Genomic DNA, 25,245 nt, shown 5'->3' with positions numbered 1-25,245 from the left:
TTATCCTTTCAGCTCATTGAGCTTTGCCTTTTTGTCAGCCGCGCGCATGAGAGTCTCGCCGATGAGCACAGCGTTCACACCAGCCTCGCGCAGAAGCCTTATATCCTCTGCGGACTGAACGCCGCTTTCGGATACGAAGCTCACTGCTTCGGGAGCAAGCTCCCGAAGCCTGCGGCTGTTGCCTGTATCTACTGAAAAATCCTTCAGATTACGGTTGTTCACGCCTATTATGCGAGCCCCTGCGGCAACAGCCGTCCGAAGCTCCGCTTCGTCGTGAGCTTCTACCAGAGCAGACAGCCCCAGTTCGTCACATATGCCGATATATTCTTCGATCTGCTTCTGAGAGAGTATAGAGCATATAAGCAGTACAGCCTTTGCACCCAGCAGCTTTGCTTCGTATATCATATACTCGTCAACGGTAAAATCCTTGCGTATACAGGGAATACTTACAGTTGATGCTATTTCACGGAGATACTCGTCACTTCCGAGGAACCATTTCGGCTCGGTAAGGACAGAAATGCAGTCCGCACCTGCTGCCTCGTAATCCTTAGCTATCTGTAAATATGGGAATTTCTCGGCAATTATGCCCTTTGATGGCGAAGCCTTTTTGCACTCACAGATAAAGGCTATGTCGTCCTTTTTCAGAGCCCTCTCAAACTCAAAGCCGCCCTTTGGGAGGGCCAGCGCAAGACGCTTCACCTCGTCGAGAGAGAGCTTTTTCTTAGCCTCAGCTACCCTCTCACGGGCGTGGTCTGCAAGCTTATCAAGAATAGTCATGCTCCACCTCAGTTCTGTGACTCAGCAATAAATTTATCCATAGCAGCCAGAGCAGCGCCGCTGTCAATAAGCTCAGCAGCCTTCTTAATACCCTCAGCCATAGTCTCTGCCTTGCCGCCGATATATATAGCCGCACCTGCATTAAGCAGAACAGCATTGCGCTTGTGTCCCTGAATGCTGCCGTCGAGGATACCGCGTGTGATAGCCGCATTCTCCTCGGGAGTACCGCCCTTCAGGTCCTCCTTTGTGCAGCGCTCGAAGCCAAACTGCTCGGGAGTTATCTCATAATTCTTCATCCAGCCGTCCTTATACTCGCATACAGCAGTAGGAGCGCTGAGAGATATTTCGTCCAGCTTATCCTTGCCGAAAACTACCATGCCGTTATTTGAACCCAGCTTCATAAGTACCTCAGCAACAGGCTCAAGAAGAACACTGTCATAAACGCCGAGCAGATGATGCTTGGGGCAGGCAGGATTGGTAAGCGGTCCGAGGATATTGAATACTGTGCGGAAACCCAGCTCCTTGCGGATAGGACCTACATACTTCATTGATGTATGATACTTCTGTGCAAAGAAGAAGCAGAATCCTGTGCTTTCAAGAAGCTGTCTGCACTTGTCGGGATCAAGATCGATATTTGCGCCCAGAGCCTCAAGACAGTCGGCAGTTCCCGAAAGCGAAGAAGCTGCGCGGTTGCCGTGCTTTGAGACCTTGATGCCCGAAGCCGCGATAACGAAAGCGGAGGTAGTTGAGATATTGAAGCTATGGGCGTTATCTCCGCCTGTACCTACGATCTCCAGCAAGTCCATATCGTTCTCGAACTTGATAGCCGCGTCACGCATAGCAGCAGCGCAGCCTGTTATCTCGTCGATAGTCTCAGCCTTTGTGCTCTTAGTGGAAAGTGCGGAAAGAAAAGCCGCGTTCTGAGTAGGAGTAGTCTCTCCTGCCATGATCTCTGAAATTACCTTGTATGCCTCATCATATGTAAGATCCTGCTTGTCAACGATCTTAGCGATTGCTTCTTTTATCATTTTAAGTTCCTCCATTTTTATTTTTAAATCTACCAAATAACTTGATGAACCCATGAATGGGATTCCAAAGGGACTATGTTCCTTTGGCGGAGTCCAGAGGCAGCGCCTCTGGTGGGGTGTGGGGCAAAGCCCCACAGTTACGAAGGCGCTCCGCAAGGGGTGAATCGAAAAACAATCCAGTGAATTGTTTTTCGAGAGGGGACGCCCTGCAAGTGAGGGCGTCCCCTTATCGGGCGGATAATATCCGCCCCTACAGCGGAACACTGCCCTCAGAGTCCCCTACAAACATTATGCTTTAGAAACGGCTTCCTTCATTTCCTTAACGTATTTACCTACATATGGTGCAGCGTCCCTGCCGTATTTTTCAAGTATCTTGATTATAGCCGAGCCGACGATAGCTCCGTCAGAAAGACCTGCCATTGTCTTTGCCTGCTCAGGCTTTGATATACCAAATCCCACAGCGCAGGGCACCTGTGTGTTCTCACGTATGACCTTTACTATATCACCGATATTAGTGTTTATCTCACTTCTCACGCCTGTAACTCCGAGACTTGAAACGATGTAGATAAAGCCCTCAGCCTCCCTTGCTATCATGGCAATACGATTCTCAGATGTGGGAGCTATAAGTGATATGAGATCAACTCCGTACTGCTTTGCCACAGCGGAGAACTCCTCTTTTTCCTCAAAGGGAAGATCTGGAAGTATGATACCATCAACTCCTGTCTCACAGCAGCGAGCCATAAAACGCTCTGCGTCATAGGAATACACAACATTTGCATAGGTCATAAATACAAATGGTATCTTAACATCTCTGCGGAGCTCCTTTACAAGCTCAAAAACCTTGTCTGTGGTAACTCCCCCTGCAAGGGCGCGGATATTTGCCCCCTGTATAACAGGTCCCTCCGCAGTGGGATCGGAAAACGGTATACCCAGCTCTATAAGGTCAGCGCCGTTTTCGGCAGCCGCGCGAACTACCTTTGCGGTAGTTTCAAGGTCAGGATCACCGCAGGTTATAAATGGTATGAATGCCTTGCCGTTTGCAAAGGCTGACTTGATATTACTCATAGATATCCTCCCCTCTGTATCTTGCGATGGCAGCGCAGTCCTTGTCGCCGCGTCCCGAAACTGTTACGATGATAATCTTGTCCTTGTCCATAGTGGGAGCAAGCTTCATAGCGTAAGCTACCGCATGAGCCGACTCGATAGCAGGGATAATTCCCTCGGTGCGTGAGAGATACTCAAAGGCGTTTACAGCCTCGTCATCGGTAACGGGAACGTACTCAGCCCTGCCCATATCGTGGAGATTTGCGTGTTCGGGACCTACGCCGGGGTAGTCAAGACCTGCTGAGATAGAGTAAACAGGAGCTATCTGACCGTACTCGTCCTGACAGAAGTAGGACTTCATACCGTGGAAAATACCTATTCTTCCTGTATTTACAGTTGCGGCGGTCTCGAATGTGTCGATACCTCTGCCTGCGGCTTCACAGCCGATAAGACGGACTCCTTCATCTGGGATAAAGTGGTAGAAGCTGCCGATAGCGTTGGAGCCGCCGCCAACACAGGCGATAACTGCGTCGGGAAGTCTGCCCTCAGCCTCCAGTATCTGTGCTCTTGCCTCACGGGAGATAACAGCCTGAAAATCGCGGACTATTGTGGGGAATGGGTGTGGTCCCATAACCGAGCCGAGACAGTAATGCGTATCAGAGATACGAGATGTCCACTCGCGCATCGCCTCGGAAACAGCGTCCTTTAGGGTAGCAGTACCGCTCTTTACGGGGATAACGTCAGCGCCGAGAAGCTTCATGCGGTAAACGTTGAGAGCCTGACGCTTTGTGTCCTCCTCGCCCATGAACACCACGCACTCCATATCAAGGAGAGCGGCGGCGGTAGCAGTTGCAACGCCGTGCTGACCTGCACCTGTCTCAGCGATAAGTCTGGTCTTGCCCATTTTCTTTGCAAGGAGAGCCTGACCGAGAACGTTGTTTATCTTGTGTGAGCCCGTGTGATTCAGGTCCTCGCGCTTGAGGTATATCTTAGCGCCTCCAAGCTCCCTTGTGAGCTTATCTGCGCGGTACAGCAGAGAAGGTCTGCCTGCGTAGTTGTTGAGGAGCTCAGTGAGCTCGCGGTTGAAATCCGGGTCATTCTTATAGTGGTCGTAAGCCTGTTCAAGCTCTATGACCGCATTCATCAGCGTTTCGGGTATGTACTGACCGCCGTGAACGCCGAATCGTCCTTTTGACTGTGACATAATATCTTTCCTTTCTATCATTTATATTTTTCTCAGTATATCAAGTGTATGGTTTGAAGCGCCCATAAGGTCGGCTCTTTCGCAAGTTGCGAAGTGGTATTCCATGAACTTGTCAAAGGTGAAGCTGTCCATGCTATCGATACATTCGCTCATGTAGTTAGCCGCTCCGTCCGTTGCTATGAGCTTTATTCTCTCAACGGGGAGTTCCGCATTCAGCGCCGCTATCTCCTCCGTCCTCACCAGTGAGAAGAGCTCCTTTGGTTCGCTCTTGCAGTGCCACTCCTCTGCCAGCATATCATTTTCCAGTACCCTTCTCAGGTTCCCGTGAAGAAAGGCGTGCTGGAGCACAGCCGCTTCGTTCATGCAGTATGCCGCCAGTATGTATCCGCCCTTTCGGGTGACCCTTACCGCCTCTGAGAGCGCCCTGAGCATATCCTCACGGGTGAACAGGTGGTACATAGGTCCCAGCAGCAGAGTGACATCGAAGCTGTTATCCGAAAGTTCCGAAAGGTCAAGGGCGTTTCCCTGCAAAGTCCTTATAGGCTCTGTACCGTCCAGCTTTGCGCGGAGCTTTTCCAGATTATGCTCCACCAACTCCACCGCCGTTACATCAAAGCCCTCTTTTGCAAGGGTTACGCTGTAACGTCCCGTGCCTGCGCCCACTTCAAGGAGCCTTGCGTCCCTGCGGTCACCGATACAGTCGCGGATATACTTCATGGTGGTCAGGTACTCAACCTGACCCGACTGTGAGAGGAGCCTGCCCTCCTCGTCGTAATTTCTGTAGAATTCATCAAGATAGTCCATAGCTGTCACCTCGTTTTTTATTGCGGCAATGAATAATTCAAAGCTCAATAAAGTTTTTCAGCATTATCCTTCCGTCGGGAGTCATGATCGACTCGGGGTGGAACTGAACGCCGTATATGGGGTATTCCCTGTGCTGGACCGCCATGACCTCGCCGTCATCGGCAAGTGCAGTAACTTCGAGACAATCGGGCAGTGTAGCCGCGTCTGCCGCAAGGGAGTGGTATCTCGCCACGGGAGCACCCTCGTCTATTCCCCTGAACAGAGGGCAGTCGTTCATGAAGCTGATAACGGACTGCTTACCGTGCATGAGCTCCTTTGCGTAGGTAACTGTTGCACCGTAAGCGGCGCATATAGCCTGATGCCCGAGACAAACGCCAAGAGTAGGTATTTTTTTGCAGACCGTCCTTGCGGCTTCGATTATTATTCCTGCGTCCTCGGGACGTCCGGGACCCGGGGAAAGGATTATCCTGTCGGGAGCAAGCTTCGCTATCTCGGAAACTGTCATCTCGTCATTTCGTATGACCTTGATATCAGGCTCAATAGCGCCTATCATCTGATAAAGATTGTACGAAAAGCTGTCGTAATTATCTATGAGAAGAATCATAAATCCGCCTCCTCTGCCATTTTAAGAGCGTTGACCACAGCCGCCGCCTTGTTTATGCACTCCTGATACTCCTTTTCGGGAACAGAGTCTGCAACTATGCCTGCTCCGCTTCTTACGAAGACCTTGCCGTTTTTCTTGTAGGCGATACGTATAGCGATACAGGTATCGAGGTTGCCCGTAAAGTCGATATATCCGATAGCGCCGCCGTAGATTCCGCGCTTGTTGTTTTCAAGCTCTGCAATGAGCTGGCAGGCGCGAATCTTTGGAGCTCCCGAAAGAGTACCTGCCGGGAGAACAGCGCTGACCGCGTCAAGTCCGTCAAATTCTTCTCTTATCTCGCCGCGGACAGTAGAGCCGATGTGCATTACGTGTGAGTAGCGCTCGATACTGTGGAGCTTTTCCACCTCTACAGTGCCGAATCTGCTTATCTTGCCTAAATCATTTCGTCCCAGGTCTACCAGCATATTGTGCTCGGCAAGCTCTTTTTCATCACGAAGAAGCCCTTCTTCAAGCTCCTTATCCTCCTGCTCCGTCTTTCCTCTTGGACGAGTTCCTGCAAGAGGGAATGTGTGGAGCACTCCGTCCTCAAGCTTGACGAGAGTTTCGGGAGAAGCGCCTGCTATCTCAACGTCTGTACCCGAGAAATAGAACATATAGGGCGACGGATTGATAGTTCTGAGAACACGGTAGGTATTGAGAAGACTTCCCTCAAAGCCCGCGCTGAGGCGGTTTGAGAGGACGATCTGGAATATATCGCCCTCGTGGATATGCTTTTTGGCTTTTTCCACCATGCCGCAGTACTCCTCCTTGCTGAAAAGGGCTGTGACATCAGTTGTGAGCTTACCTGCCTGCTCCTTTATGGGTTCGCCGTTCCTGAGAAGCTCAGCCATATGCATAAGCTCCCTCTTTGCCTTATTATAGCCGACTTCACCTTCTTCAAGTCTCATATTCGCAATGAGTATGAGCTTCTGGCGGAAGTTATCAAAGGCGATGACCTTGTCAAAGAGCATCAGGTCAACGTCCTTGAAGCTCTCGGTGTCATTTACTCCGATACGCAGGGTTTTCTCGGTATAAGCGAGAAAATCATAGGAAAAATAGCCTGCGAGACCGCCTGTAAATGTCGGGAGATAGTCAAACTTAGGACTTCTGTATTTTGAAAGTATCTGTCTTATCTGTACTGAGGGATCATCAGTTGTGAGCCTTACGTCACCTATAGTCATTTCGTTTCCCGAAGCGGTTATCTGCATCTTGGGAGCATAGCCGAGGAATGTATATCTTCCCCACTTTTCCTTGTCTGCCACCGACTCAAGCATATAGCAGTGAGTGGAAACATTTTTAAGCTTCATAATAGCCTCGATAGGAGTGCATATATCCGACAGTATCTCACAGCTTACGGGAACGATGTCGTATTTTCCGCTCTCAGCTATCCTGCTGATCGTTTCGAGATCAGGCATAAAATTCATAAAAAGCACCTCCGTCGGTCTGTCAGGCAACAAAAAAGTCCTTGACAGACCATATTAGTCTGTCAAGGACGAATATACTTATATCCGCGGTACCACCTTGATTCACGGCATTGCCGTGCGCTTAACAGGATACTATCATATCCCTGATGCTTAACGCACATCCTAACGTTGCAGAATACTCTGACCGCCGCCAATATAACGTCATCTCCGCGATCATTTGACTGCACCCTCGGCGGTCCATTTGCTGACCTGTTTTTCGCCCCATTCTCAGCACCAGAGGCTCTCTGTACAAGCATAACCAGCTTTATCTCCGCGTCATCGGTTTAGTTTTTCTCATTATAGCATCTCAATATCGACTTGTCAAGTAGGTCATCAATATTTTTTAATTTTAACTTTAGCGAACAATATATTTCATTTTATGCATAAACAGCTGTAAAATGCGCATTTCCTATTGACTTTTTTAGGCGGAAATGCTACAATGAATATGATTATAGTATACTGGATAATTGTATACTATGCTTCGCTGAAAAATACATATCAAAAGCTCAGCGGAGAAAAAATCGAGAGGGGTAATATAACATGAAAAAGCTTACACGCACTGCTTCAGCGCTGATATGCGCTGCTGCACTGACCATTACGGGAGCAGCACCTTCCTTTGGTCAGACACAAAACCTGACAGCACAGGCTGTTGACACAAACAACGACGACTGGCTCCACGCTGAAGGAAGCCGTCTCTACGACATGAACGGCAACGAGGTATGGCTCACAGGTGCAAACTGGTTCGGCTTCAACTGCAACGAAGCCTGCCCTCACTACCTCTGGAGCGCTGACGCTGACGACTGTCTCACCGAGATAGCTGACCGCGGTATCAACATTATCCGCTTCCCTATCTCCACAGAGCTCATCGTCTCATGGATGAAGGGCAAGCCCAATCCGGTAAACAGCTTCTCATGCAACACAGACCCTGCATTTACGATCAACGCTGATTTCTGTGCTGAAGACGGCAAGACACCTGTTGACAGTATGCAGGTATTCGACATCATGATGAAAAAGTGCAAGGAGCACGGTATCAAAGCATTCATCGATATCCACAGCCCGCACACAGACAACTCGGGACATAACTATAACCTCTGGTACGGCAAGGCAGGAGTTACCACAGATGTGTGGATAGACTCACTTGTATGGCTTGCTGACAAGTACAAGGACGACGATACACTTATCGGCTACGACCTCAAGAACGAGCCTCACGGCAAGGGACAGGAAGGTGAAGCAGCTGCTAAATGGGACGGTTCAAAGGACGAGAACAACTGGGCTTATGCCGCTACACGCTGTGCAGAAGCTATCCTTGACGTAAACCCACACGCTCTTATCCTCGTTGAAGGCGTTGAGCAGTCAATGAGCGGAGCTATGGAGGGCGACTACTGGGGTATGCCCGACAGACGTGACAACTCGCCTTACATCGGTGCATGGTGGGGCGGTAACTTCCGCGGCGCAAGAGATTACCCCATCAAGCCTAAGCAGGGTACTTCACAGATAGTTTATTCACCTCACGACTACGGTCCGTCGGTTTACGCTCAGACATGGTTCGACAAGAACTTCACTGAGGAAACTCTTCTTAAGGACTACTGGTACGAAACATGGGCATACATAAATGCTGAGGACATCGGCCCTGAGCTCATCGGCGAGTGGGGCGGTCATATGGACGGCGCTGAGAATCAGAAATGGATGACTCTCCTCCGCGACTATATGATAAAGCACCATATCAACCACACCTTCTGGTGTCTCAACACTAACTCAGGCGATACAGGCGGACTCTGGGACGATCTCGGATTCCAGGCAGGAAAAGGCACTACCATCAAGTGGAACGAGCCTAAGTACAAGCTCTTTGAGGAAGCTCTCTGGCAGACCAAGAGCGGTAAATACATCGGTCTTGACCATCAGGTAGCCCTCGGCAAGAACGGTATCTCACTGAATGACTTCTATGCTAACTATGCAGCTTCTGAGGGAAGCAACCTTGACGGCGGAAAGACATCAAGCGGCAAGACAATAAACGCCGATCCTGCAAAGACAACAACTACTACAAAGCCTGTTGTCACAACAACTACTTCTTCGGGCTCAACAACATCGACTTCAAGCACAACTACTACCGTAACAACAACTCCCGAAGTCAGTAATCGCTCTTTCGGAGATGCTAACTGCGACGGTACAGTTGATATGTCAGACGTTGTTCTCATAATGCAGTCTCTGGCTAATCCGAACAAATACGGCATAAGCGGCAGCGACAAGAATCATCTCACCGAGAACGGACAGAAGAATGCAGATGTTGTCGGAAACAATGGCGTAACTACAGATGACGCTCTTGCTATCCAGCTCTATCTGCTTGGAAAATATACAAAGCTCCCCGTTGAGGGCTGAACAAAGTATTTGACTGCGCAGCTTCAGGGTGCTGCGCAGCAAAAATATATTTATGAGAGGGAAATAAAATGAACAAGATATTTCGTTCAGTGGCAGCAGTTGCTGCCGCCGCAGCACTGACCGTTTCAGGCGCTGCTTTCGATCCGTCAGCGACCTCCCCCGATACACTGGGAAAGGCACTGGCAGCAGACGATACAAATGACGACTGGCTCCACGCAAAGGGAAGCCGCCTCTACGACATGAATGGCAATGAGGTATGGCTCACAGGTGCAAACTGGTTCGGTCTGAACTGTACCGAGAACGTCCCCCACGGTCTCTACGCAAGAGACGTTGATGACCTTCTCCAGAGCGTTGCAGACCACGGTATAAACATTATCCGCTTCCCTATCTCTACAGAGCTTCTGCTCTCATGGATGGACGGAGCACCGCTTCCCGTAAGCTCTGTGCAGGCAAGCTACAATCCTCCCCAGGACGAGGTGGGAGAGGACGGTACTGTTACCCCCGCAGGAAAGTACGGCAATATCAACAGAGAGTTCGTTGAGTCAGACGGCAAGACCTTAAAGGACTCAATGGCTATATTCGACATCATCATGCAGAAGTGCAAGAAGTACGGCATCAAGGCGCTTATCGACGTCCACAGCCCTGCTTCCCACAACTCGGGACATAACTACAACCTCTGGTACTATGAACCCACTGCCGAAGACTGCGACGGTATGGCTACAGGTCATTTCTCAAAGAAGGAAATAACATGGGACGACTGGAAGGACTCTATCACATGGCTGGCTAAGAAGTACGCCAACGACGATACTATCCTTGCTTACGACCTCAAGAATGAGCCTCACGGCAAGCGCGGCTACAACGGTACAGAATGCCCTGCAAATATGGCTAAGTGGGACGATTCAACAGACAAGAACAACTGGAAGTACTCCGCAGAGGAGTGTGCAAAGTCTGTCCTTGCAGTAAATCCTCACGCTCTTATCCTCATTGAGGGCATTGAGCAGTCACCTATGCTTGACAAGGGCGTAAAATGGGGCGACGCTGACAAGTTCCAGCCACAGCCCGGCGAAGAGAAATGGTACGGCGCATGGTGGGGCGGAAACCTCAGAGGAGTCAAGGACCTTCCTGTACTCCCCGATTCAGGTCAGATAGTTTACTCTCCTCACGATTACGGCCCGTCAGTTTATGCACAGTCATGGTTCGACAAGGACTTCACTACTCAGACTCTCCTTGATGACTACTGGTACGATACATGGGCTTACATCAACAAGGAAAACATCGCTCCCCTGCTTATCGGCGAGTGGGGCGGACACATGGATAAGGGCGCTAACCAGAAATGGATGGAGCTTCTCCGCGATTATATGATAGATAATCATATCAACCACACCTTCTGGTGCATCAATCCTAACTCAGGTGATACAGGCGGACTTCTTGACCCAACATTCATGAACTGGGACAAGAACAAGTATAATCTCTTTGAGGAGTCACTCTGGCAGACAGACGCAGGAAAGTACATCGGTCTTGACCACCAGACAGCCCTCGGCGCAAATGGTCTCTCACTAAACGGCTTCTATTCATCAGGTGCAAAGAGCAACCTCGACGGCGGCAAGGCAGGCGGCGGACAGCCTGTTATAGTTGATCCTAAGACTACTACCACAACTACAGCACCTGTCACAAACACAACAAAGCCTTCAACGACTACCACAACAGCAAAGCCCACAACTACTTCATCAACTTCAAGAACAAATCCACCTACTACTACTTCTACTTCTACTACAACTTCACCCAAGGTTACAGCGACAACTACCACTGTAACTACAACAGAACCTATACCTTCAACTCACCCGGGATATAAATTCAAGAGCGTTGAGTCATATCCTACAAAGACAGTTTATAATGTCGGCGAGGAACTCGACCTCAGCGGTCTTCAGTTCAGCGGAACCCCCATGCAAGGAGCTGGCACAGGCGGTGGAAGATATACTGACGCTGATATCCATACCTCTAATGTAACTATTTCTGACGGTTCAGGAAAGAAAGTTGCTTTTGATAAGTTCAATACACTCCCCGCAGGTGAATACACTGTGAATATAACAGGCGGCGCAGGCGATTATTACAGATATACATACTGCTACGACGTAGATATCTCCTACAAGGTAACTATCAAGGACAACGGCACAACAACACCTCCAAACGCTGAAAAAACTGACGCTCTGGTATGGGGCGACGCAAATAACGACGGCAGCGTTGATATGTCAGACGTTGTTCTCATAATGCAGAGCCTTGCTAACCCGAATAAGTACGGTCTCAATGGTACTGATAAGAACCACATCACAGAAAAGGGACTGGAAAAAGGTGCTGTAACAACAGGAAACAAGAGCGTAACAACTGATGACGCTTTGCAGATACAGCTTTTCCTCCTCGGAAAGCGTACCAGCCTCACTCCACCTACAGCAATATCCAAATAAAAAAAATCGGCACGGATTTACCGTGCCGATTTTTTTGCGTCATAAAAAGAAGAGGACCGCCGACACTATTGCGCCGGCGGTCTTTCTTTCCGAAAGGTGTGTTCATGGAGCAGTGGTGTGCGGACACCGCTCTTATCTCGCGTCGGGAGGTATCGTTCGACGCATAAATGAGAAACAATGAAGGTCTTTTCTTGTTTATTACCTTTTCCTTGTCTATATTATACTTCATTGTGGCACGATTTTCAATAACAGAGCGATTTCGGTTTGTATACAGTTTGGATATGAAAGTATTACTGACTGTGTCAGAGCGGTTACACAATTCTGACAATAATTACTGTAATATTTTTCTTTGTACCTTTTTTGCTTTTCTGCATAATATATTGTAAGCGGCACTATGCACTGCGTCGTCAGGAGGTGGAGTTTTTCCCGTGAGCAGCTTCCGGACATATGACGGAGCTGCTGACGGCTGCTTTTATATAAAAAAGCTGCCGTTGAGAGCTTTATCTCATCGGCAGCTTAAATGTTAATTGTATGATGATGTTACGCCAAGATATTCTTCAAGACAGAGACCGCTGTTGTAAACAGCTGTGGCAGTATCTACGCCTAAGTATCTGATATGCCACGGCTCGTACTGGAAGCCCGTTAAAGCCTCCTTGCCCTTTGGGTAGCGGATTATGAAGCCGTACTTGTGAGCATTCTTTTCGAGCCATCTGCACTCGGGAGTATCTGCAAACTCGGCGCTAATGGAGTTTACGTCGATAGCAAGCCCTGTCTGGTGCTCAGAATGTCCTGGTCTCGCGGAATAGGTATCAGCCTTCAGGATACCGTCTGCAGCAACATAGTTATTGTATATCTTCTCCTGATTTTCGTATGAGCGATAGCCCGATGAACAGGTTATCTTCAGTCCGTGGAGCGCCGCTTCGCCTGAGAGCTTATTGAACATGGCAAGAGCATTCTCGTTGAGTCCGCCCCCTGCATTGAAGTCCTTAGAAACGCTGTAGGACTTGTTTACGATAAGGATTCCGTCTACATATGTAGCACCGTTTCGTGTTATCATAAGGTGCTGAGGCGCCGAAGTGGTTGAGCTTGCAGCAGGCGGCGTTTTTGTAGTTGTGGCAATAGTTGTTGAGGTTGCAGCCGAGGTTGTAGTAGTTGTTGTTGTCGTATTTGTGGTGGAAGTCGTTGTAGTTGTTGTGCTTGTTGAAGTTGTTGTTGTGGTCGACGTCAGCATAACAACAGGCTTGTTGTGAACAGTTACCTTAATATCAGCCTTTACATTGGTATTGGACTGACTGTAGACCGTTATGGTGCATACACCTGCGGATACACCGTAAACATTTCCCCACTTGTCTACCTTAGCAATGGTGTTGTCAGAGCTTATCCACAGCTCTGACTTATCAGGAGCTGTCTTTGGCAGCATAGTTACATAGGATATATCAAGGGTTCCCACAAGAATATCCATTTCGTACTTGCTCAGCTTTATCTCGGAAACCTGATTAGGATCGGTAACAGTTACTTTTATTGAGGCATGAACATCCGGATTTGATTTGCTGTATACTGTTACCACACAGTGTCCGACAGCATTACCGCTTATCAATCCCTCATCGTCAACAGCAGCTATCTTCTCATCAGTGCTTACCCATATCTCATCCTTATTCTGTGCACTGACAGGGAGCATAGTTACCATTGAGATGTCCTTGCCGCCCACAGGAATAGATATTTCGTTCTTGCTGAGCTTTATCTCCCTGACTTTGTTGGGATCGCTCACATTTACCTTTATCTCTTTAAAAACAAGAGGATTATCCGCACTCTGTACTGTGACTGTACAGTGTCCCTCGCCTACGGGAGTTATCCAGCCCTCATGGTTTACGATAGCCACATACTCATCGTCGCTTTTCCATATCTCATTTTTGTTGGGAGCTGTACTCGGCAGCATAGTTACCATTGAAATATCACCTATACTGCCTACGCTTAGATTTATCTCTGTCTTGCTCAGTTTTATCTCCGAGACCTTATTCGGATCTGGAGCCTTAGTAGTTGTTGTTGATGTGGCAGGAGCAGCCGTTGTAGTTGTTGTAGGAGCTGCCGTCGTAGTCGTTGTAGGAGCTGCCGTCGTAGTCGTTGTAGGAGCCGCCGTCGTAGTCGTTGCGGGAACTGCCGTTGTAGTCGTTGTAGTTGTCAGCGGATTAGTAATGGGTATAGGCTTTGTGGAAGTTACCGCTGTGGTTGTAGATGAAGTTGAGGGATTTGTGAGTGGGATGGGCTTTGTTGTGGTAACAGCTGTTGTCACTGTTGATGTTGTTGTAACAGAAACCGCAGCTGTAGTCGTTGTGCCTGCTATCTGTGTCCTGAGCTCGTTCATAGCCTTTTCAGGATCACTGAGGTATTCCTCCAGCGAACGCTTACCCTTTACTGCGCGGTAGGCATAATAGGACAGGATATTTGAAGCATCAACAGCATTGACACTTCCGTTGTTATCCACATCAGCCGCCACGATCTGAGCTGCCGTAAGTCCGATAGCTCTGCCTGATGATGTATTGGCATAGGCAGAAAGTACAGTTGACGCATCTGCGGCGTCGATACTTCCGTCGTTGTTCACATCTCCCAGCTTTATGGTTATAACAGATGCAGACGAAGTTTCAGCAGGAGTTGTTGCAGTATTGTTGTTGCTTGATGAAGTAGCCGCCCCGCCTTTTTCATCGGCTTTGACTGCTGCCTCGATGCCGACAGCAGCGCCGCCTGCTGACAAATCGCCCTCTGCATTGGCACTGACCGAGGTGAGCGCACCGACGCACATGGCAGCTGACAGCACAGACGCAATAATTCTATTTGCTCTCATTTTTTTCTCCTTCAATATTTGCCTTCCGCACCCCACATTCCTCTTTTTTGTCGGTTTTGGAAAGCATAATCGGCTGTATATCCGCGTATATGTATTTTTGCGTAATTTATTAACAATACAGCCATAAAATCATAGATATAATTATATCATATGTTGTATAAAATTGGAAGATGTTAAGAACAAAAACAGCGGATTTTGTAGTTTTTTTGTAGTTTTATATAAAATTATCCCGTCAGCTAATGGCAGCCTCTTGGGAATTGTGCAAGCTTTTGCCATATATACGTTGTTCTAGTTGACAGCTAAGGCTAACAAATATCGCCTGCTCTTATAAAAAACGGTCATAAAGGGTATTCCTTTATGACCGTTTCGCTTATATTACTGATTTGTCCTGTTTGAGGAGCCTGTCGGAGCTGACTGCCTTGCAGCACCCTCTTTAGGAGTTTTCCTGATATTTACCTGCGGAGCGTTGAAGCACCATACATTATTATGTGTACTGCATGATACCTGAACGTCATATGCAAACAGGTCAGGATTCTTTGAGGTATCCTCACCCAGGAAGTTCACGGTAGCGTCCAGATCAGCCGCAGTGATGTCATTTATCACGTCAGCAGGACCGATGAGCTTTACCTTGAGCTTTGCGCTTTCGATAGAATAGTTATACCCGTCGCTTGGAACGTGCAGCAGACCGACCTTTTCACCTGCCAGAGATATCTCCTTAGAAGCAAGTCCCTCATCATCAAGGGTGACCTTTACGTTCTCTACGCCCGAAACGTTGATAACATTCTTGCCGGACAGCATATTCTCAACGCTGAAGTCCTTTGAGTAGCCTATATCAACTGTGCTCAGCGAGATCGGTATCTCCAGAGGATCATCGGTGAGAGTAACATCTGACGAGCCGGAAGCAATCGTAAGCTCAGCAGGAGTTATATTGAACTTGATACTGTCCTTATCAAAGTCTGAATTAGAGGGCAGCTTGAGATTTACCTTGAACGGCAATGTCTTCTGAGTCAGCACCTGCATACTTATGTTTACAGTAGCAGGATCAGATGAAATAAATCTGGTATCAATGATCGGATTGCCCTCAGCGTCAAGGAATTCCAGCCTGTCGCTGTTAAGACCGCTGTAGCTGGTGTCAAGGTCTGAAAGAGCCTTCTCTGACACTGCATAGCACTCGGTTATCTGAGCAAGCTGAGAGGAAGGACCTGTAAGGGTTATCTCCTCCGGCTGACACTTTATATCACCAAAGACCTTACCCTCAGCAAGGGAAATGTTAAGCAGCTTTGGCTTGACATTTATGGTCTTCATCTCGAATTTATACAGCTCAACATCAACGGTATCAGGATATATCTGAAGATTTGAGAGCTCTGCACCGTTGACGGATTCCGCCTGTATAGTAAGAGTCTTTTTGCCCTCGGTGGTGATATTGCTGAAATCCACATAGGCTCTGAGATCGTCGGCGTTTAAGCGGTTGTAGTCGGTACGGCTGCAATCGAAGCTGACGGTCACCTTCTCAACGCTCTTGTTGGTAACAGAGAGCCCGTTTTCTGCGGCAGATGAACCTGCTATATCAATGACCAGCGGAACATCGGTAACCGTTTTGGATTCCGAAGGATATATGGTCATAGCCACGATGAACCACGCTGCAACAGCGCATATTATAGCGATAAGCAGCAATGTGGCGTTATTTGTGGTCTCGGTAATGCCGCGTTTTTTGTTTTCATTCATTTTTTCTTCCTCCTTTCGGAGCGTGAAGAAAAAATCTTCTTTTTGCCGATGGAAATTTCTGTTTTATCCTTGAAAAGCTGCTCCTCAAGGAGAGCCTTCAGCTTATCACGGGTATAATCTCTGGTAAGATCACCGTTGAGAGCAACGGAAATCTGGCCTGTTTCCTCTGAAACAACGATAACTATAGCGTCAGAATTCTCGCTCATGCCGATAGCTGCTCTGTGGCGTGAGCCCAGCTTCTTATTGATGAGGGCGTCTTTGGCAGGCTTCGGGAGGAAGCAGGCTGCCGCAAGGATAATACCGTCGCGCATAATAACAGCTCCGTCATGGAGAGGCGTTTTGGGATAGAATATATTGCCGAACACCTCTTTGCTGGGTGTGGCATTAAGTATAGTACCTGTTTCTATCTGTTCGCCAAGTCTTACCTGACGCTCTACAACTATGAGAGCACCTGTACAGGAAGCCGAAAGTTCCACACAGGAATCACATATAGCTTCGATAGCAGGATTCCAGCGCTGCTTCATCTCGTCGTTATCCTGTCCGAGGCCGAAAAAGCGTATGCCGAACTTGGTTCGTCCTGCCTTTTCAAGGGCTCTTCTCAGCTCAGGCTGGAAGAGTACTATCATTGCGAGAACACCCATGCTGAGAGTCTTTTCCAGCAGATAGCTGACTACATGGAGCTCAAGGGCTATGCTTATGAAATAGCCTGCAACAAGAAGTATGATACCCTTTACGAGCTGTCCTGCGCGAGTCTCACGTATAAGCTTCAGCAGCAGATATATTACATATGTAAGGATAACAACGTCGATAACGTCGTTGAATTTGAATGTACTGATAACGCTTATAAAAGCGTCCAGTATCTCCTGCGGAGAGGAGTTAAAGAACTTATGCTGAGAAATGAACATCTATACACCCCCCTGGGGAATTACACATATTTATTATAAGTTTATCTATGTAAGTATGAGGACTTGCGTCCTCATAGCTGACTGCACAATACTGCATAATATTATTGTACCACAAATTCAGATAATTTCAATAGTTTTTTAAGAATTTTGTAAATTTTTCAATGTCTTAACATAATATACAAGTTTCAGCACCTCTGCTTCCGTATTGAATACAGAGGGAGCAAAGCGGACAGTTCCGCCCTTTGTGCCCAGCGAGGCGTGAGCAAGAGCCGCACAGTGATAGCCTGCGCGCAGGCAAAAGCCCTTTTCGCTGAGTTTAGCCGCTGCGTCCTCAGAGCTGATACCATAGGCATTGAAGGACACTATGGGAGCATACTCTGCTCCCTCATCACGGTAAATCGTGATGCCCTCTGTTCGGCTGAGCTCTGAGATAAACCTGCGGCAGAGCCGCTCCTCATGGGTTCGGATACTGTCCATGCCGCGTCCTTTTATAAAGCGTATCCCCTCGCCTACGGTAACTGCACCTATGATGTTTGGAGTTCCGCTTTCAAGGCTGTCGGGAAGGACAGCAGGCTGAAAAAGGCTGAGAGATTCGCTGCCTGTACCGCCCTGTATTATTGGAGCTATGGGGTACTTCCCGTCGGTAATGAGAAGTCCCGTGCCCGTTATGCCGTAGAGCCCCTTGTGCCCCGGGGTACAGAGTATATTTATGCCGTCAGACAGCTTAATATCGTAAATGCCGCAAGCCTGCGCACCGTCCGCGATAAAGCAGACTCCGCGCTGACGGCACAGCTCACCTATCTCGCGGTAAGGCAGAAGCTGTCCCGTAACATTGCTTGCAAGAGTGCAGACCACAACCCTTGTATCGCTTCGCATAAGCCTGCGGAAGCTTTCGATAGTTCGCTCACTGTCGGGATATACCTCAGCTACAGACAGAGTTATCTGCTTTTTCATAGCAAGAGCCGCAGCAGGACGAGCAGCGGAATTATGCTCCAGACTGCTGATTATCATATGCCCGCCCTGTGCCATAACCCCCTGTACAGCCATATTCAGCGCATAGGTACAGTTTAAGGTAAAAATCGTGTTCTCAGGCTCTGCACCAAAGAAGTCCGCCGCTGCTTCACGGGCGTTGTAATACGCCTCAGAGGTGCGCATAGCGAGCTGATGTCCGCCTCTGCCTGCATTTCCGCCGAAGTTCATTATGGCGTCGGCAGCCGCCCTTCTCACACTCAGCGGCTTGGGATAGGTCGTCGCAGCGTTGTCAAAGTTTATCATCATCAGAACCGTCCCTCCTTATAGTATAGGGTACGGAATAGCTGTCAAGTATCTCAGCTGCCCTGCCGCAGCGGTCACTGACGTACAGCGAGTAGCCGCAGCCGTTTTTGCTTTCCTTGCTCCGCCGCTTTACAGCAGAGGGATAACCGCGCTGTCTCAGCAGGCGCTGTCCCTTGACAGCGTATGTGTAGGACGGCATATCCAGTATACATTTCGTCAAAAGTATCACCCCTGACTGCTCAGACTGCGCAGCCAGCAATATTGCGGTACATTATATTATATGCGCTGCGGAGTTTTTAGTGCTTAGTGGTCAGTGCTTAGTTATTAGTGATTAGTGAGTAGCGAGTAGTGAGTAGAAAAATCGGTACCCAAACTACTTCATGACAACCTGAACGGGATTCCTAAGGGACGTGTTCCTTAGGCGGTGTCCAGAGGCAGAGCCTCTGGCAGGTTTGGGCAGCGCCCAAGAATCGAAGGCGCTCCGCAAGAGGTGAATAAAAAAACAGTCCAGTGGACTGTTTTTTTAGAGGAGACGCCCTGCAAGAGAGGGCGTCTCCTAAAGGGCTGTCGAGGACCAGCCTCTACATTCTTAACTCTTAGTTCTGGATTTCAAATATATCATAAAAAAATAAAATGCCCCTTGACAAACAGAAAAATATATGCTAATATATGAATAGATATTCAAATGTTCAATCGTTTGAGATCATGCTATCCGGAAAGGAAGTGCAGATATGGCAGAAAAACAGGATACGAGCTATTATGCTATAACAGCTGAAAAAGCCATGAAGCTAAGCGCTGAAATGCCTGCCGACGAAAGGCTTTACGATCTTGCAGAGCTGTTCAAGGTATTCGGCGACAGTACAAGGATACGCATACTGTATACCCTGCTGGAATCCGATGAGCTGTGCGTAAGCGATCTTGCGCAGTTTCTGAGTCTCACCCCTACAGCCTGTTCGCATCAGCTGAGAGTCCTGAAAAACAACAAGCTGGTCAGAGCCCGCCGTGACGGCAAAACAATATTCTATTCCCTCGCCGATGAACACGTAAGGCATATAATCGGCATGGGTATGGAGCATATAATGGAATAGACCTCTTAAAAGAAAGGATAATTATTATGAAAAAAGTATTTAAGCTTATTGATCTTGACTGTGCTAACTGTGCAGCAAAAATGGAAAACGGAATAAAGGAGCTTCCCGAGGTAGAGGACGCAGTTGTCAGCTTCATGACGCAGAAAATGACTATCAAGGCTGCTGACGGCACCGACTTTGACGAGCTGATGAAAAAAGTAGTCAAGCTGTGTAAAAAGGTAGAGCCTGACTGCGAGATAGTCCTGAAATAAAGCTATGAGCAAAAAGCAGAAAAATATTCTTATAAGGATAATCGCAGCAGCCGTTCTTCTGATAGCCGCCGCATTGCTGCCACTTGAAGAAAAAAGCCTTTTAAGGCTGGCGGCATTTCTTGTTCCCTATGGTATCATAGGCTGGGACGTTCTGTGGAAAGCAATACGCAATATCAGAAACGGACAGGTATTTGACGAGAATTTCCTTATGGCTGTCGCTACTATCGGAGCTCTCGCCGTAAGGGAATACCCCGAGGCAGCTGCGGTAATGCTTTTCTATCAGACAGGCGAGCTTTTCCAGAGCATCGCCGTGGGCAAATCAAGAAAAAACATTGCTTCTCTCATGGATATACGCCCCGATCATGCAAATATCGAGATCGACGGCAAGCTGACAGAGGCTGATCCCGAGGAGGTAGAGCAGGGACAGCTCATTGTCATAAAACCCGGCGAAAGAATACCTCTTGACGGCATAGTCGTTGACGGTACTTCCTCTGTAGACACCTCTGCTCTTACAGGTGAAAGCGTTCCGCGCACTGTCAGAGCAGGTGACAGCGTGATAAGCGGCTGCATAAATCAAAGCGGTGTGCTTAAAGTCGAAGTCACCAAGGAATACGAGGACTCTACAGTATCAAAGATACTTGACCTCGTCGAGAATTCAGCCTCTAAAAAAGCAAAAGCAGAGAATTTCATCACAAAATTTGCAAAATATTATACCCCTGCTGTAGTAATATCAGCTCTGCTGCTGGCAGTTCTTCCACCTCTTATCACAGGCGGAAGCTGGGCAATGTGGATACACAGAGCGCTTATTTTCCTTGTCATCTCCTGCCCATGCGCACTGGTCATATCAGTCCCCCTCAGCTTCTTCGGCGGCATAGGCGGCGCAAGCAAAAAGGGAATACTCATAAAGGGCGGAAACTTCCTTGAAGTCCTCGCAAATGCTGAGATAGTAGTCTTTGACAAGACAGGCACCCTTACAAAGGGTGTATTTGAGGTCGACGAGATACATCCGCACGGTATAGACGAGGATAAGCTCCTTGAGCTTGCAGCATATGCGGAAAGCTACTCAGACCACCCAATCGCTCACTCTATATCCTCGAAATACGGCAGAGAGACTGACAGAAGCAGGATCAGCTCAAATGAAGAAATTTCAGGTCACGGCATAAAAGCAGTTATCGACCAGCATGAGATATGCGCAGGAAATTCCAAGCTCATGGACAAAATGGGCGTAGAGGTAATCCCCTGTGATAAGGCAGGTACTATGGTACACATATCCGACAACGGTCAGTACTCAGGCCACATCGTCATAGCCGACAAGGTAAAGGATTCTTCAAAAAATGCTATCAAGCGCCTGAAAGAACGAGGCGTAAAGCAGACCGTAATGCTTACGGGAGATTCCTCCTCGGCAGCAGAGGCTGCCATGAAGGAGCTGGGGCTCGATAAGGCTTACAGCGAGCTTCTTCCTGCGGATAAGGTAGAAAAGGTGGAGCAGCTCCTTGAAGAAAAGTCTCCGAAGGGAAGCCTTGTATTCGTAGGTGACGGCATAAATGACGCCCCAGTGCTCTCACGGGCTGATGTGGGCATAGCAATGGGCTCTCTTGGCTCTGACGCAGCCATAGAAGCCGCAGATATAGTCCTCATGGACGACGATCCCGAAAAAATATCCCTTGCTATGGATATCTCAAAGCGTACATTAAAAATAGTATATCAGAATATCATATTTGCTCTCGGAGTAAAGTTTATCGTCCTTCTGCTGGGGGCTCTCGGCATAGCAAATATGTGGCTGGCTGTCTTTGCAGATGTGGGAGTATCGGTAATCGCTATTCTCAACGCAATGAGAGCCATGAGGATAAAGGAACAGAATTAAACTCATCGTCAGAAAGCACAAAAGAGCAGCCTTGCAGCGGCTGCTCTTTTTTAATATGGGCATCTCTGAAAATATTTCTCTGAAATTCAACGTGTTTGCATTGAAAAAACTCCCAGACTCTGTTATAATGTAATGTAGATGTGTTTTGCCCCAAAGTACAAAACAGCTATTAATATATACTGACGTTTTATGAAAGGAAAATCCACATGGATATCAGATCGACTGTCGTTTCTCTCTCGGAAGCCGCAGGCACTTCGGGCAGCGAAAGCCCTGCCGCAGAGCTTGCACTGTCAATGCTCCGCGAATACTGCCCCGACGCTGAGATAATAAACGGCAATGTTATAGGTAAATTCGGCACTCACAAGGAGGGGCTCCCCTCACTTCTGCTCGACGCTCATATAGACCAGATCGGATTTGCTGTCACGTATATCACCGATGACGGCTTCATCAAGATCGGTAATATCGGCGGCATTGACCGCAGACTTCTGCCTGCTCAGCCTGTGGTGATTCACGGCTGTCGTGATATAAAAGGCGTTATTTGTTCGATTCCGCCCCACCTCACCAACGGTGGAAGCGAAGTCCTCGAAATGAGCGACGCAGCTATTGATACAGGGCTTACAAAGGAAGAACTGATGTCAGCCGTATCCCTCGGCGACTCAGTTACCTTCGATGTGACCTGCCGAGACCTCATCAGCAGCCGTATAACAGGAGGTGCTCTCGATGATCGCTGCGGAGCTGCTTCTGTACTCTATACGCTTGAGCTTCTGAAGGACGCTCCTCTTGCCTATAATGTCACTGTATTATTCTCAACTCAGGAGGAGGTAGGCGAGCGCGGAGCCAAAACAGGAGCCTTTGAGATCGATCCCGACATCGCGATCGCTGTTGATGTAAGCTTTGCTTACGCTGTCGGCGAAGAAGAGAGCAAGTGCGGCTATCTGGGGAAAGGCCCTATGATAGGTATATCCCCCTCTCTTTCACGGGAAATAAGCGACGGACTTATAAATTCAGCTATAGCTGCCGATATTCCATTTCAGAGAGAAATAATGAGCGGACTCACAGGCACGAATGCGGACAGATTCTCCGTGAACCGCTGTGGTGCCAAAGCCTGCACAGTTTCAATACCGCTGCGCAATATGCACACCCCTGTTGAGGTCATAGACCTTACAGATGTTGAGCAGACTGCTAAGCTTTTAGCTGCATACATAAGGGAGGATAAGCAATGAAAGAGCTTCTTAAAGAGCTGTGTCTCACCAACGGAGTTTCAGGAGACGAAAACGCAGTCCGTGAGCTAATAATCAGCAAAATAAAGGACGTCTGCGAATACAGGGTGGACAATCTGGGAAGTCTCATCTGCTTCAAAAAAGGCAGAAAGGCTCCAGAGAAAAAGCTTATGATATGCGCCCACATGGACGAGGTAGGCTTCATGATAACGTATATCCGCCCCGACGGCACTCTCAGCTTCGGCAATGTAGGCGGCATCGATCCCTCTGTCGTCATCGGCAGACAGCTTCGCATAGGCAAGAACCGTATCAGCGGCGTTGTAGGCTCTACAGCCGTCCATAATCTCACAAAGGAGCAGCGCGAAAAGGCTCCCAAAACCGAAAATCTCTACATAGATATCGGCGCCGTCGACAAGGCAGAAACCGAAAAATACGTATCTCTCGGTGACTGCGCATACTTTGATTCAGAGTTTACCGAGCTTGGCAGCCGCCGCATTAAGGCAAAGGCTATCGACGACCGCGCAGGCTGCGCCATGATGATAGAACTTCTCCATGAGGAGCTGGAATACGACACATACTTTGTTTTCAACGTACAGGAGGAAATAGGACTCCGCGGCTCAACTGCGTCTGCATTCGCAGTTGCTCCCGACTATGCCATAGTCCTTGAATCCACCACAGCCGCCGATATTGACGGAGCATCGGGCGCTAAGCGCGTCTGCGGGCTGGGCGGCGGTCCTGTAGTTTCATTCATGGACAGACATACGATATACGACAAGGAGCTCTACAGCCTCGCCTTTGATATTGCAAAGGAGCAGGGCTTCCCATGTCAGACCAAGACCATGATAGCAGGCGGCAACGACGCAGGAGCTATCCATATCAGCGGCAAGGGAGTCCGCACCATAGCCGTTTCCCTGCCTTGCAGATACCTCCACTCCCCTTCGTCGGTCATCGAATACGCCGACATGGAGAACTCATACAAACTGGTAAGATCACTCATCGGAAGGATACATGAGATATGATAACACTCATCGAACACGAGCACGAGCTGGACCGTACACTGCTCAATAAGACTCTGTCGGGCAAGAAAATGCTGGCGTATATGCGAGCCTACGGTCCGAATTATGAATTCTGCCGCTTCTACAAGATAACCGATGAAACAGGCGTGGGCTTCATGTTTATCATAAACTCCACCCTTATCATCTGCGGTGACGGCGATTTAGAGCCAAATGAGGAGATAGACCTCTTTGTAAGCATGAACGTTCCCTTCCGTATCGAGGGTGACCAGAAGATACTTGAGGGCATAAAGATCCCCGACCGCTATCAGGTCCTCAACCGCACAATATTCGAGCTTATCCCCGATGATACGCCGCTTGAGGCTATCGAGGAGCACGTTGAGTTCAACCCGAATCTTCCTGACGTATACAAGATACTAAGCGAGGGATTCCCGAATATCGCGGATTTCTCACTGTGGTACACCGATACCTCACACCGCTGCCGCCACGGCATAAGCAGAGTTTTCACCTACCGCGAATCGACTACGGCTTCGGCAGTTTTCGACATAGGCAGCACAGTCCTCATCGGACAGGTGGCTACAAATAAGGCTGCAAGAGGCAGAGGCTACGCAAGGGAGTTTCTCAAATGGCTCGCCAAATTCTTCAACGGGCTCGGAAAACGTGCGTACCTCCTTGCTCTTGACGTCCGTGTAAGCTTCTATGAGGAGATAGGCTTCCGTATCGCAGGACGCGAGATAGTCCTTGAACGTATCGACATCAAGAAGGACAGCGCCGCAAAGGGACGTCTTGAGGAAAAATAATAACAGCCTATTGTTTATTTGTATAGGCGTTTTTCTTGACTTTTAACGGCAGATAGGTTATAATATTCATTGAATTTGTTTTTAGGAGATGGATCTATGAACCCCGAGGCTTATGGAAAATATGAGATCATTGATGCTCATGCCCATATATTTCCTCATAAGATAGCCGAAACGGCTACTGAAAGTATCGGTCATTTCTATGATATACCGATGAACAACTGTGGTCTGACAGACAAGCTCATTGAGGCAGGAAGCAAGATCGGAGTATCAAAATACCTTGTTTGCTCTACTGCTACTACTCCGCGTCAGACAGATGCTATAAATACATTTATCGCAAAAAAATGCGACCAGCACGAATGCTTTTACGGCTTCGGCACCACTCATGCGGATTCTGAAAATATTGAAGCCGACATTGAGCAGATAAAAAGATTCGGGCTTCACGGAGTAAAGCTCCACCCCGATTT

The 25,245-nt window shown here is 48.4% G+C and carries 20 protein-coding genes and 2 pseudogenes; 9 read left to right on the top strand and 13 right to left on the bottom strand.

What is annotated here, in order from left to right:
* From trpC to K5677_RS02350, 8 genes are all read right to left on the bottom strand, one after another.
* Positions 1–777 carry an indole-3-glycerol phosphate synthase TrpC gene (trpC, locus tag K5677_RS02385; protein ID WP_296724225.1) on the bottom strand — a complete coding sequence of 259 codons (777 nt, stop codon included), beginning with the start codon at positions 775–777 and terminating at the stop codon, positions 1–3.
* A gap of 8 nt (positions 778–785) precedes the next feature.
* Positions 786–1,805 carry an anthranilate phosphoribosyltransferase gene (trpD, locus tag K5677_RS02380; RefSeq protein WP_296724222.1) on the bottom strand — a complete coding sequence of 340 codons (1,020 nt, stop codon included), beginning with the start codon at positions 1,803–1,805 and terminating at the stop codon, positions 786–788.
* Between the two features lie 288 nt (positions 1,806–2,093).
* Positions 2,094–2,870, bottom strand: coding sequence for a tryptophan synthase subunit alpha (trpA, locus tag K5677_RS02375; RefSeq protein ID WP_296724219.1), 777 nt, complete (start codon positions 2,868–2,870; stop codon positions 2,094–2,096).
* Positions 2,863–4,053, bottom strand: coding sequence for a tryptophan synthase subunit beta (gene trpB, locus K5677_RS02370; RefSeq protein WP_296724217.1), 1,191 nt, complete (start codon positions 4,051–4,053; stop codon positions 2,863–2,865). The genes trpA and trpB overlap by 8 nt, the downstream gene beginning before the upstream one ends.
* 21 nt (positions 4,054–4,074) lie before the next feature.
* On the bottom strand, positions 4,075–4,857 hold the full coding sequence (locus K5677_RS02365; RefSeq protein WP_051536141.1) for a class I SAM-dependent methyltransferase: 783 nt from the start codon (positions 4,855–4,857) through the stop codon (positions 4,075–4,077).
* Between the two features lie 37 nt (positions 4,858–4,894).
* On the bottom strand, positions 4,895–5,461 hold the full coding sequence (locus tag K5677_RS02360) for an aminodeoxychorismate/anthranilate synthase component II (protein ID WP_296724212.1): 567 nt from the start codon (positions 5,459–5,461) through the stop codon (positions 4,895–4,897).
* A complete protein-coding gene (trpE, locus tag K5677_RS02355) occupies positions 5,458–6,924 on the bottom strand; it encodes an anthranilate synthase component I (RefSeq protein ID WP_296724209.1) in 1,467 nt (488 codons plus the stop codon). The genes K5677_RS02360 and trpE overlap by 4 nt, the downstream gene beginning before the upstream one ends.
* A gap of 62 nt (positions 6,925–6,986) precedes the next feature.
* Positions 6,987–7,220 (bottom strand): hypothetical protein, encoded by a 234-nt coding sequence (locus tag K5677_RS02350; protein ID WP_296724206.1) that lies wholly within the window; start codon positions 7,218–7,220, stop codon positions 6,987–6,989.
* 283 nt (positions 7,221–7,503) lie between these two features.
* Between K5677_RS02350 and K5677_RS02345 the strand changes: the two genes are divergently transcribed.
* Together K5677_RS02345 and K5677_RS02340 are read left to right on the top strand one after the other, a co-directional pair.
* A complete protein-coding gene (locus K5677_RS02345) occupies positions 7,504–9,339 on the top strand; it encodes a cellulase family glycosylhydrolase (RefSeq protein WP_296724203.1) in 1,836 nt (611 codons plus the stop codon).
* Positions 9,340–9,407: 68 nt separating this feature from the next.
* Positions 9,408–10,910, top strand: a pseudogene (locus K5677_RS02340) (glycoside hydrolase family 5 protein); the annotation flags it as partial.
* Positions 10,911–12,324: 1,414 nt separating this feature from the next.
* Here the strand turns inward: K5677_RS02340 and K5677_RS02330 are convergent.
* From K5677_RS02330 to K5677_RS02310, 5 genes are all read right to left on the bottom strand, one after another.
* Positions 12,325–14,640 carry a D-alanyl-D-alanine carboxypeptidase family protein gene (locus tag K5677_RS02330; RefSeq protein WP_296724200.1) on the bottom strand — a complete coding sequence of 772 codons (2,316 nt, stop codon included), beginning with the start codon at positions 14,638–14,640 and terminating at the stop codon, positions 12,325–12,327.
* 375 nt (positions 14,641–15,015) lie between these two features.
* Positions 15,016–16,365 (bottom strand): CdaR family protein, encoded by a 1,350-nt coding sequence (locus K5677_RS02325; protein ID WP_296724198.1) that lies wholly within the window; start codon positions 16,363–16,365, stop codon positions 15,016–15,018.
* Positions 16,362–17,270: a diadenylate cyclase CdaA gene (gene cdaA / locus K5677_RS02320; protein ID WP_296724195.1), complete on the bottom strand. Its 909-nt coding sequence runs from the start codon at positions 17,268–17,270 to the stop codon at positions 16,362–16,364. Before cdaA ends, K5677_RS02325 begins: the two co-directional genes overlap by 4 nt.
* 138 nt (positions 17,271–17,408) lie before the next feature.
* Positions 17,409–18,548 carry an aminotransferase class V-fold PLP-dependent enzyme gene (locus K5677_RS02315; RefSeq protein ID WP_296724194.1) on the bottom strand — a complete coding sequence of 380 codons (1,140 nt, stop codon included), beginning with the start codon at positions 18,546–18,548 and terminating at the stop codon, positions 17,409–17,411.
* Complete coding sequence (locus K5677_RS02310) at positions 18,532–18,765, bottom strand: putative Se/S carrier-like protein (protein WP_296724191.1); 234 nt, start codon at positions 18,763–18,765, stop codon at positions 18,532–18,534. Before K5677_RS02310 ends, K5677_RS02315 begins: the two co-directional genes overlap by 17 nt.
* Positions 18,766–19,276: 511 nt before the next feature.
* Between K5677_RS02310 and K5677_RS02305 the strand changes: the two genes are divergently transcribed.
* The 7 genes and pseudogenes from K5677_RS02305 to K5677_RS02275 all read left to right on the top strand — a co-directional run.
* Positions 19,277–19,633: a metalloregulator ArsR/SmtB family transcription factor gene (locus tag K5677_RS02305; RefSeq protein WP_296724189.1), complete on the top strand. Its 357-nt coding sequence runs from the start codon at positions 19,277–19,279 to the stop codon at positions 19,631–19,633.
* 26 nt (positions 19,634–19,659) lie between these two features.
* Positions 19,660–19,884 (top strand): cation transporter, encoded by a 225-nt coding sequence (locus K5677_RS02300; protein ID WP_296724187.1) that lies wholly within the window; start codon positions 19,660–19,662, stop codon positions 19,882–19,884.
* A gap of 4 nt (positions 19,885–19,888) precedes the next feature.
* The gene (locus K5677_RS02295; protein WP_296724184.1) at positions 19,889–21,748 is read left to right on the top strand and encodes a heavy metal translocating P-type ATPase; all 1,860 of its coding nucleotides are present in this window, start codon (positions 19,889–19,891) and stop codon (positions 21,746–21,748) included.
* A gap of 206 nt (positions 21,749–21,954) precedes the next feature.
* Positions 21,955–22,971, top strand: coding sequence for a M20/M25/M40 family metallo-hydrolase (locus K5677_RS02290; RefSeq protein WP_296724182.1), 1,017 nt, complete (start codon positions 21,955–21,957; stop codon positions 22,969–22,971).
* Positions 22,968–23,987, top strand: a complete 1,020-nt coding sequence (locus K5677_RS02285) for a M42 family metallopeptidase (RefSeq protein WP_296724179.1) — start codon at positions 22,968–22,970, stop codon at positions 23,985–23,987. Before K5677_RS02290 ends, K5677_RS02285 begins: the two co-directional genes overlap by 4 nt.
* Positions 23,984–24,781 (top strand): GNAT family N-acetyltransferase, encoded by a 798-nt coding sequence (locus K5677_RS02280; RefSeq protein ID WP_296724176.1) that lies wholly within the window; start codon positions 23,984–23,986, stop codon positions 24,779–24,781. Before K5677_RS02285 ends, K5677_RS02280 begins: the two co-directional genes overlap by 4 nt.
* A gap of 96 nt (positions 24,782–24,877) precedes the next feature.
* Positions 24,878–25,245 (top strand): annotated as a pseudogene (locus K5677_RS02275) (radical SAM protein); the annotation flags it as partial.

It is taken from the genome of Ruminococcus sp. (assembly GCF_024684275.1).
This window is presented reverse-complemented; position numbering and strand designations above follow the sequence as displayed.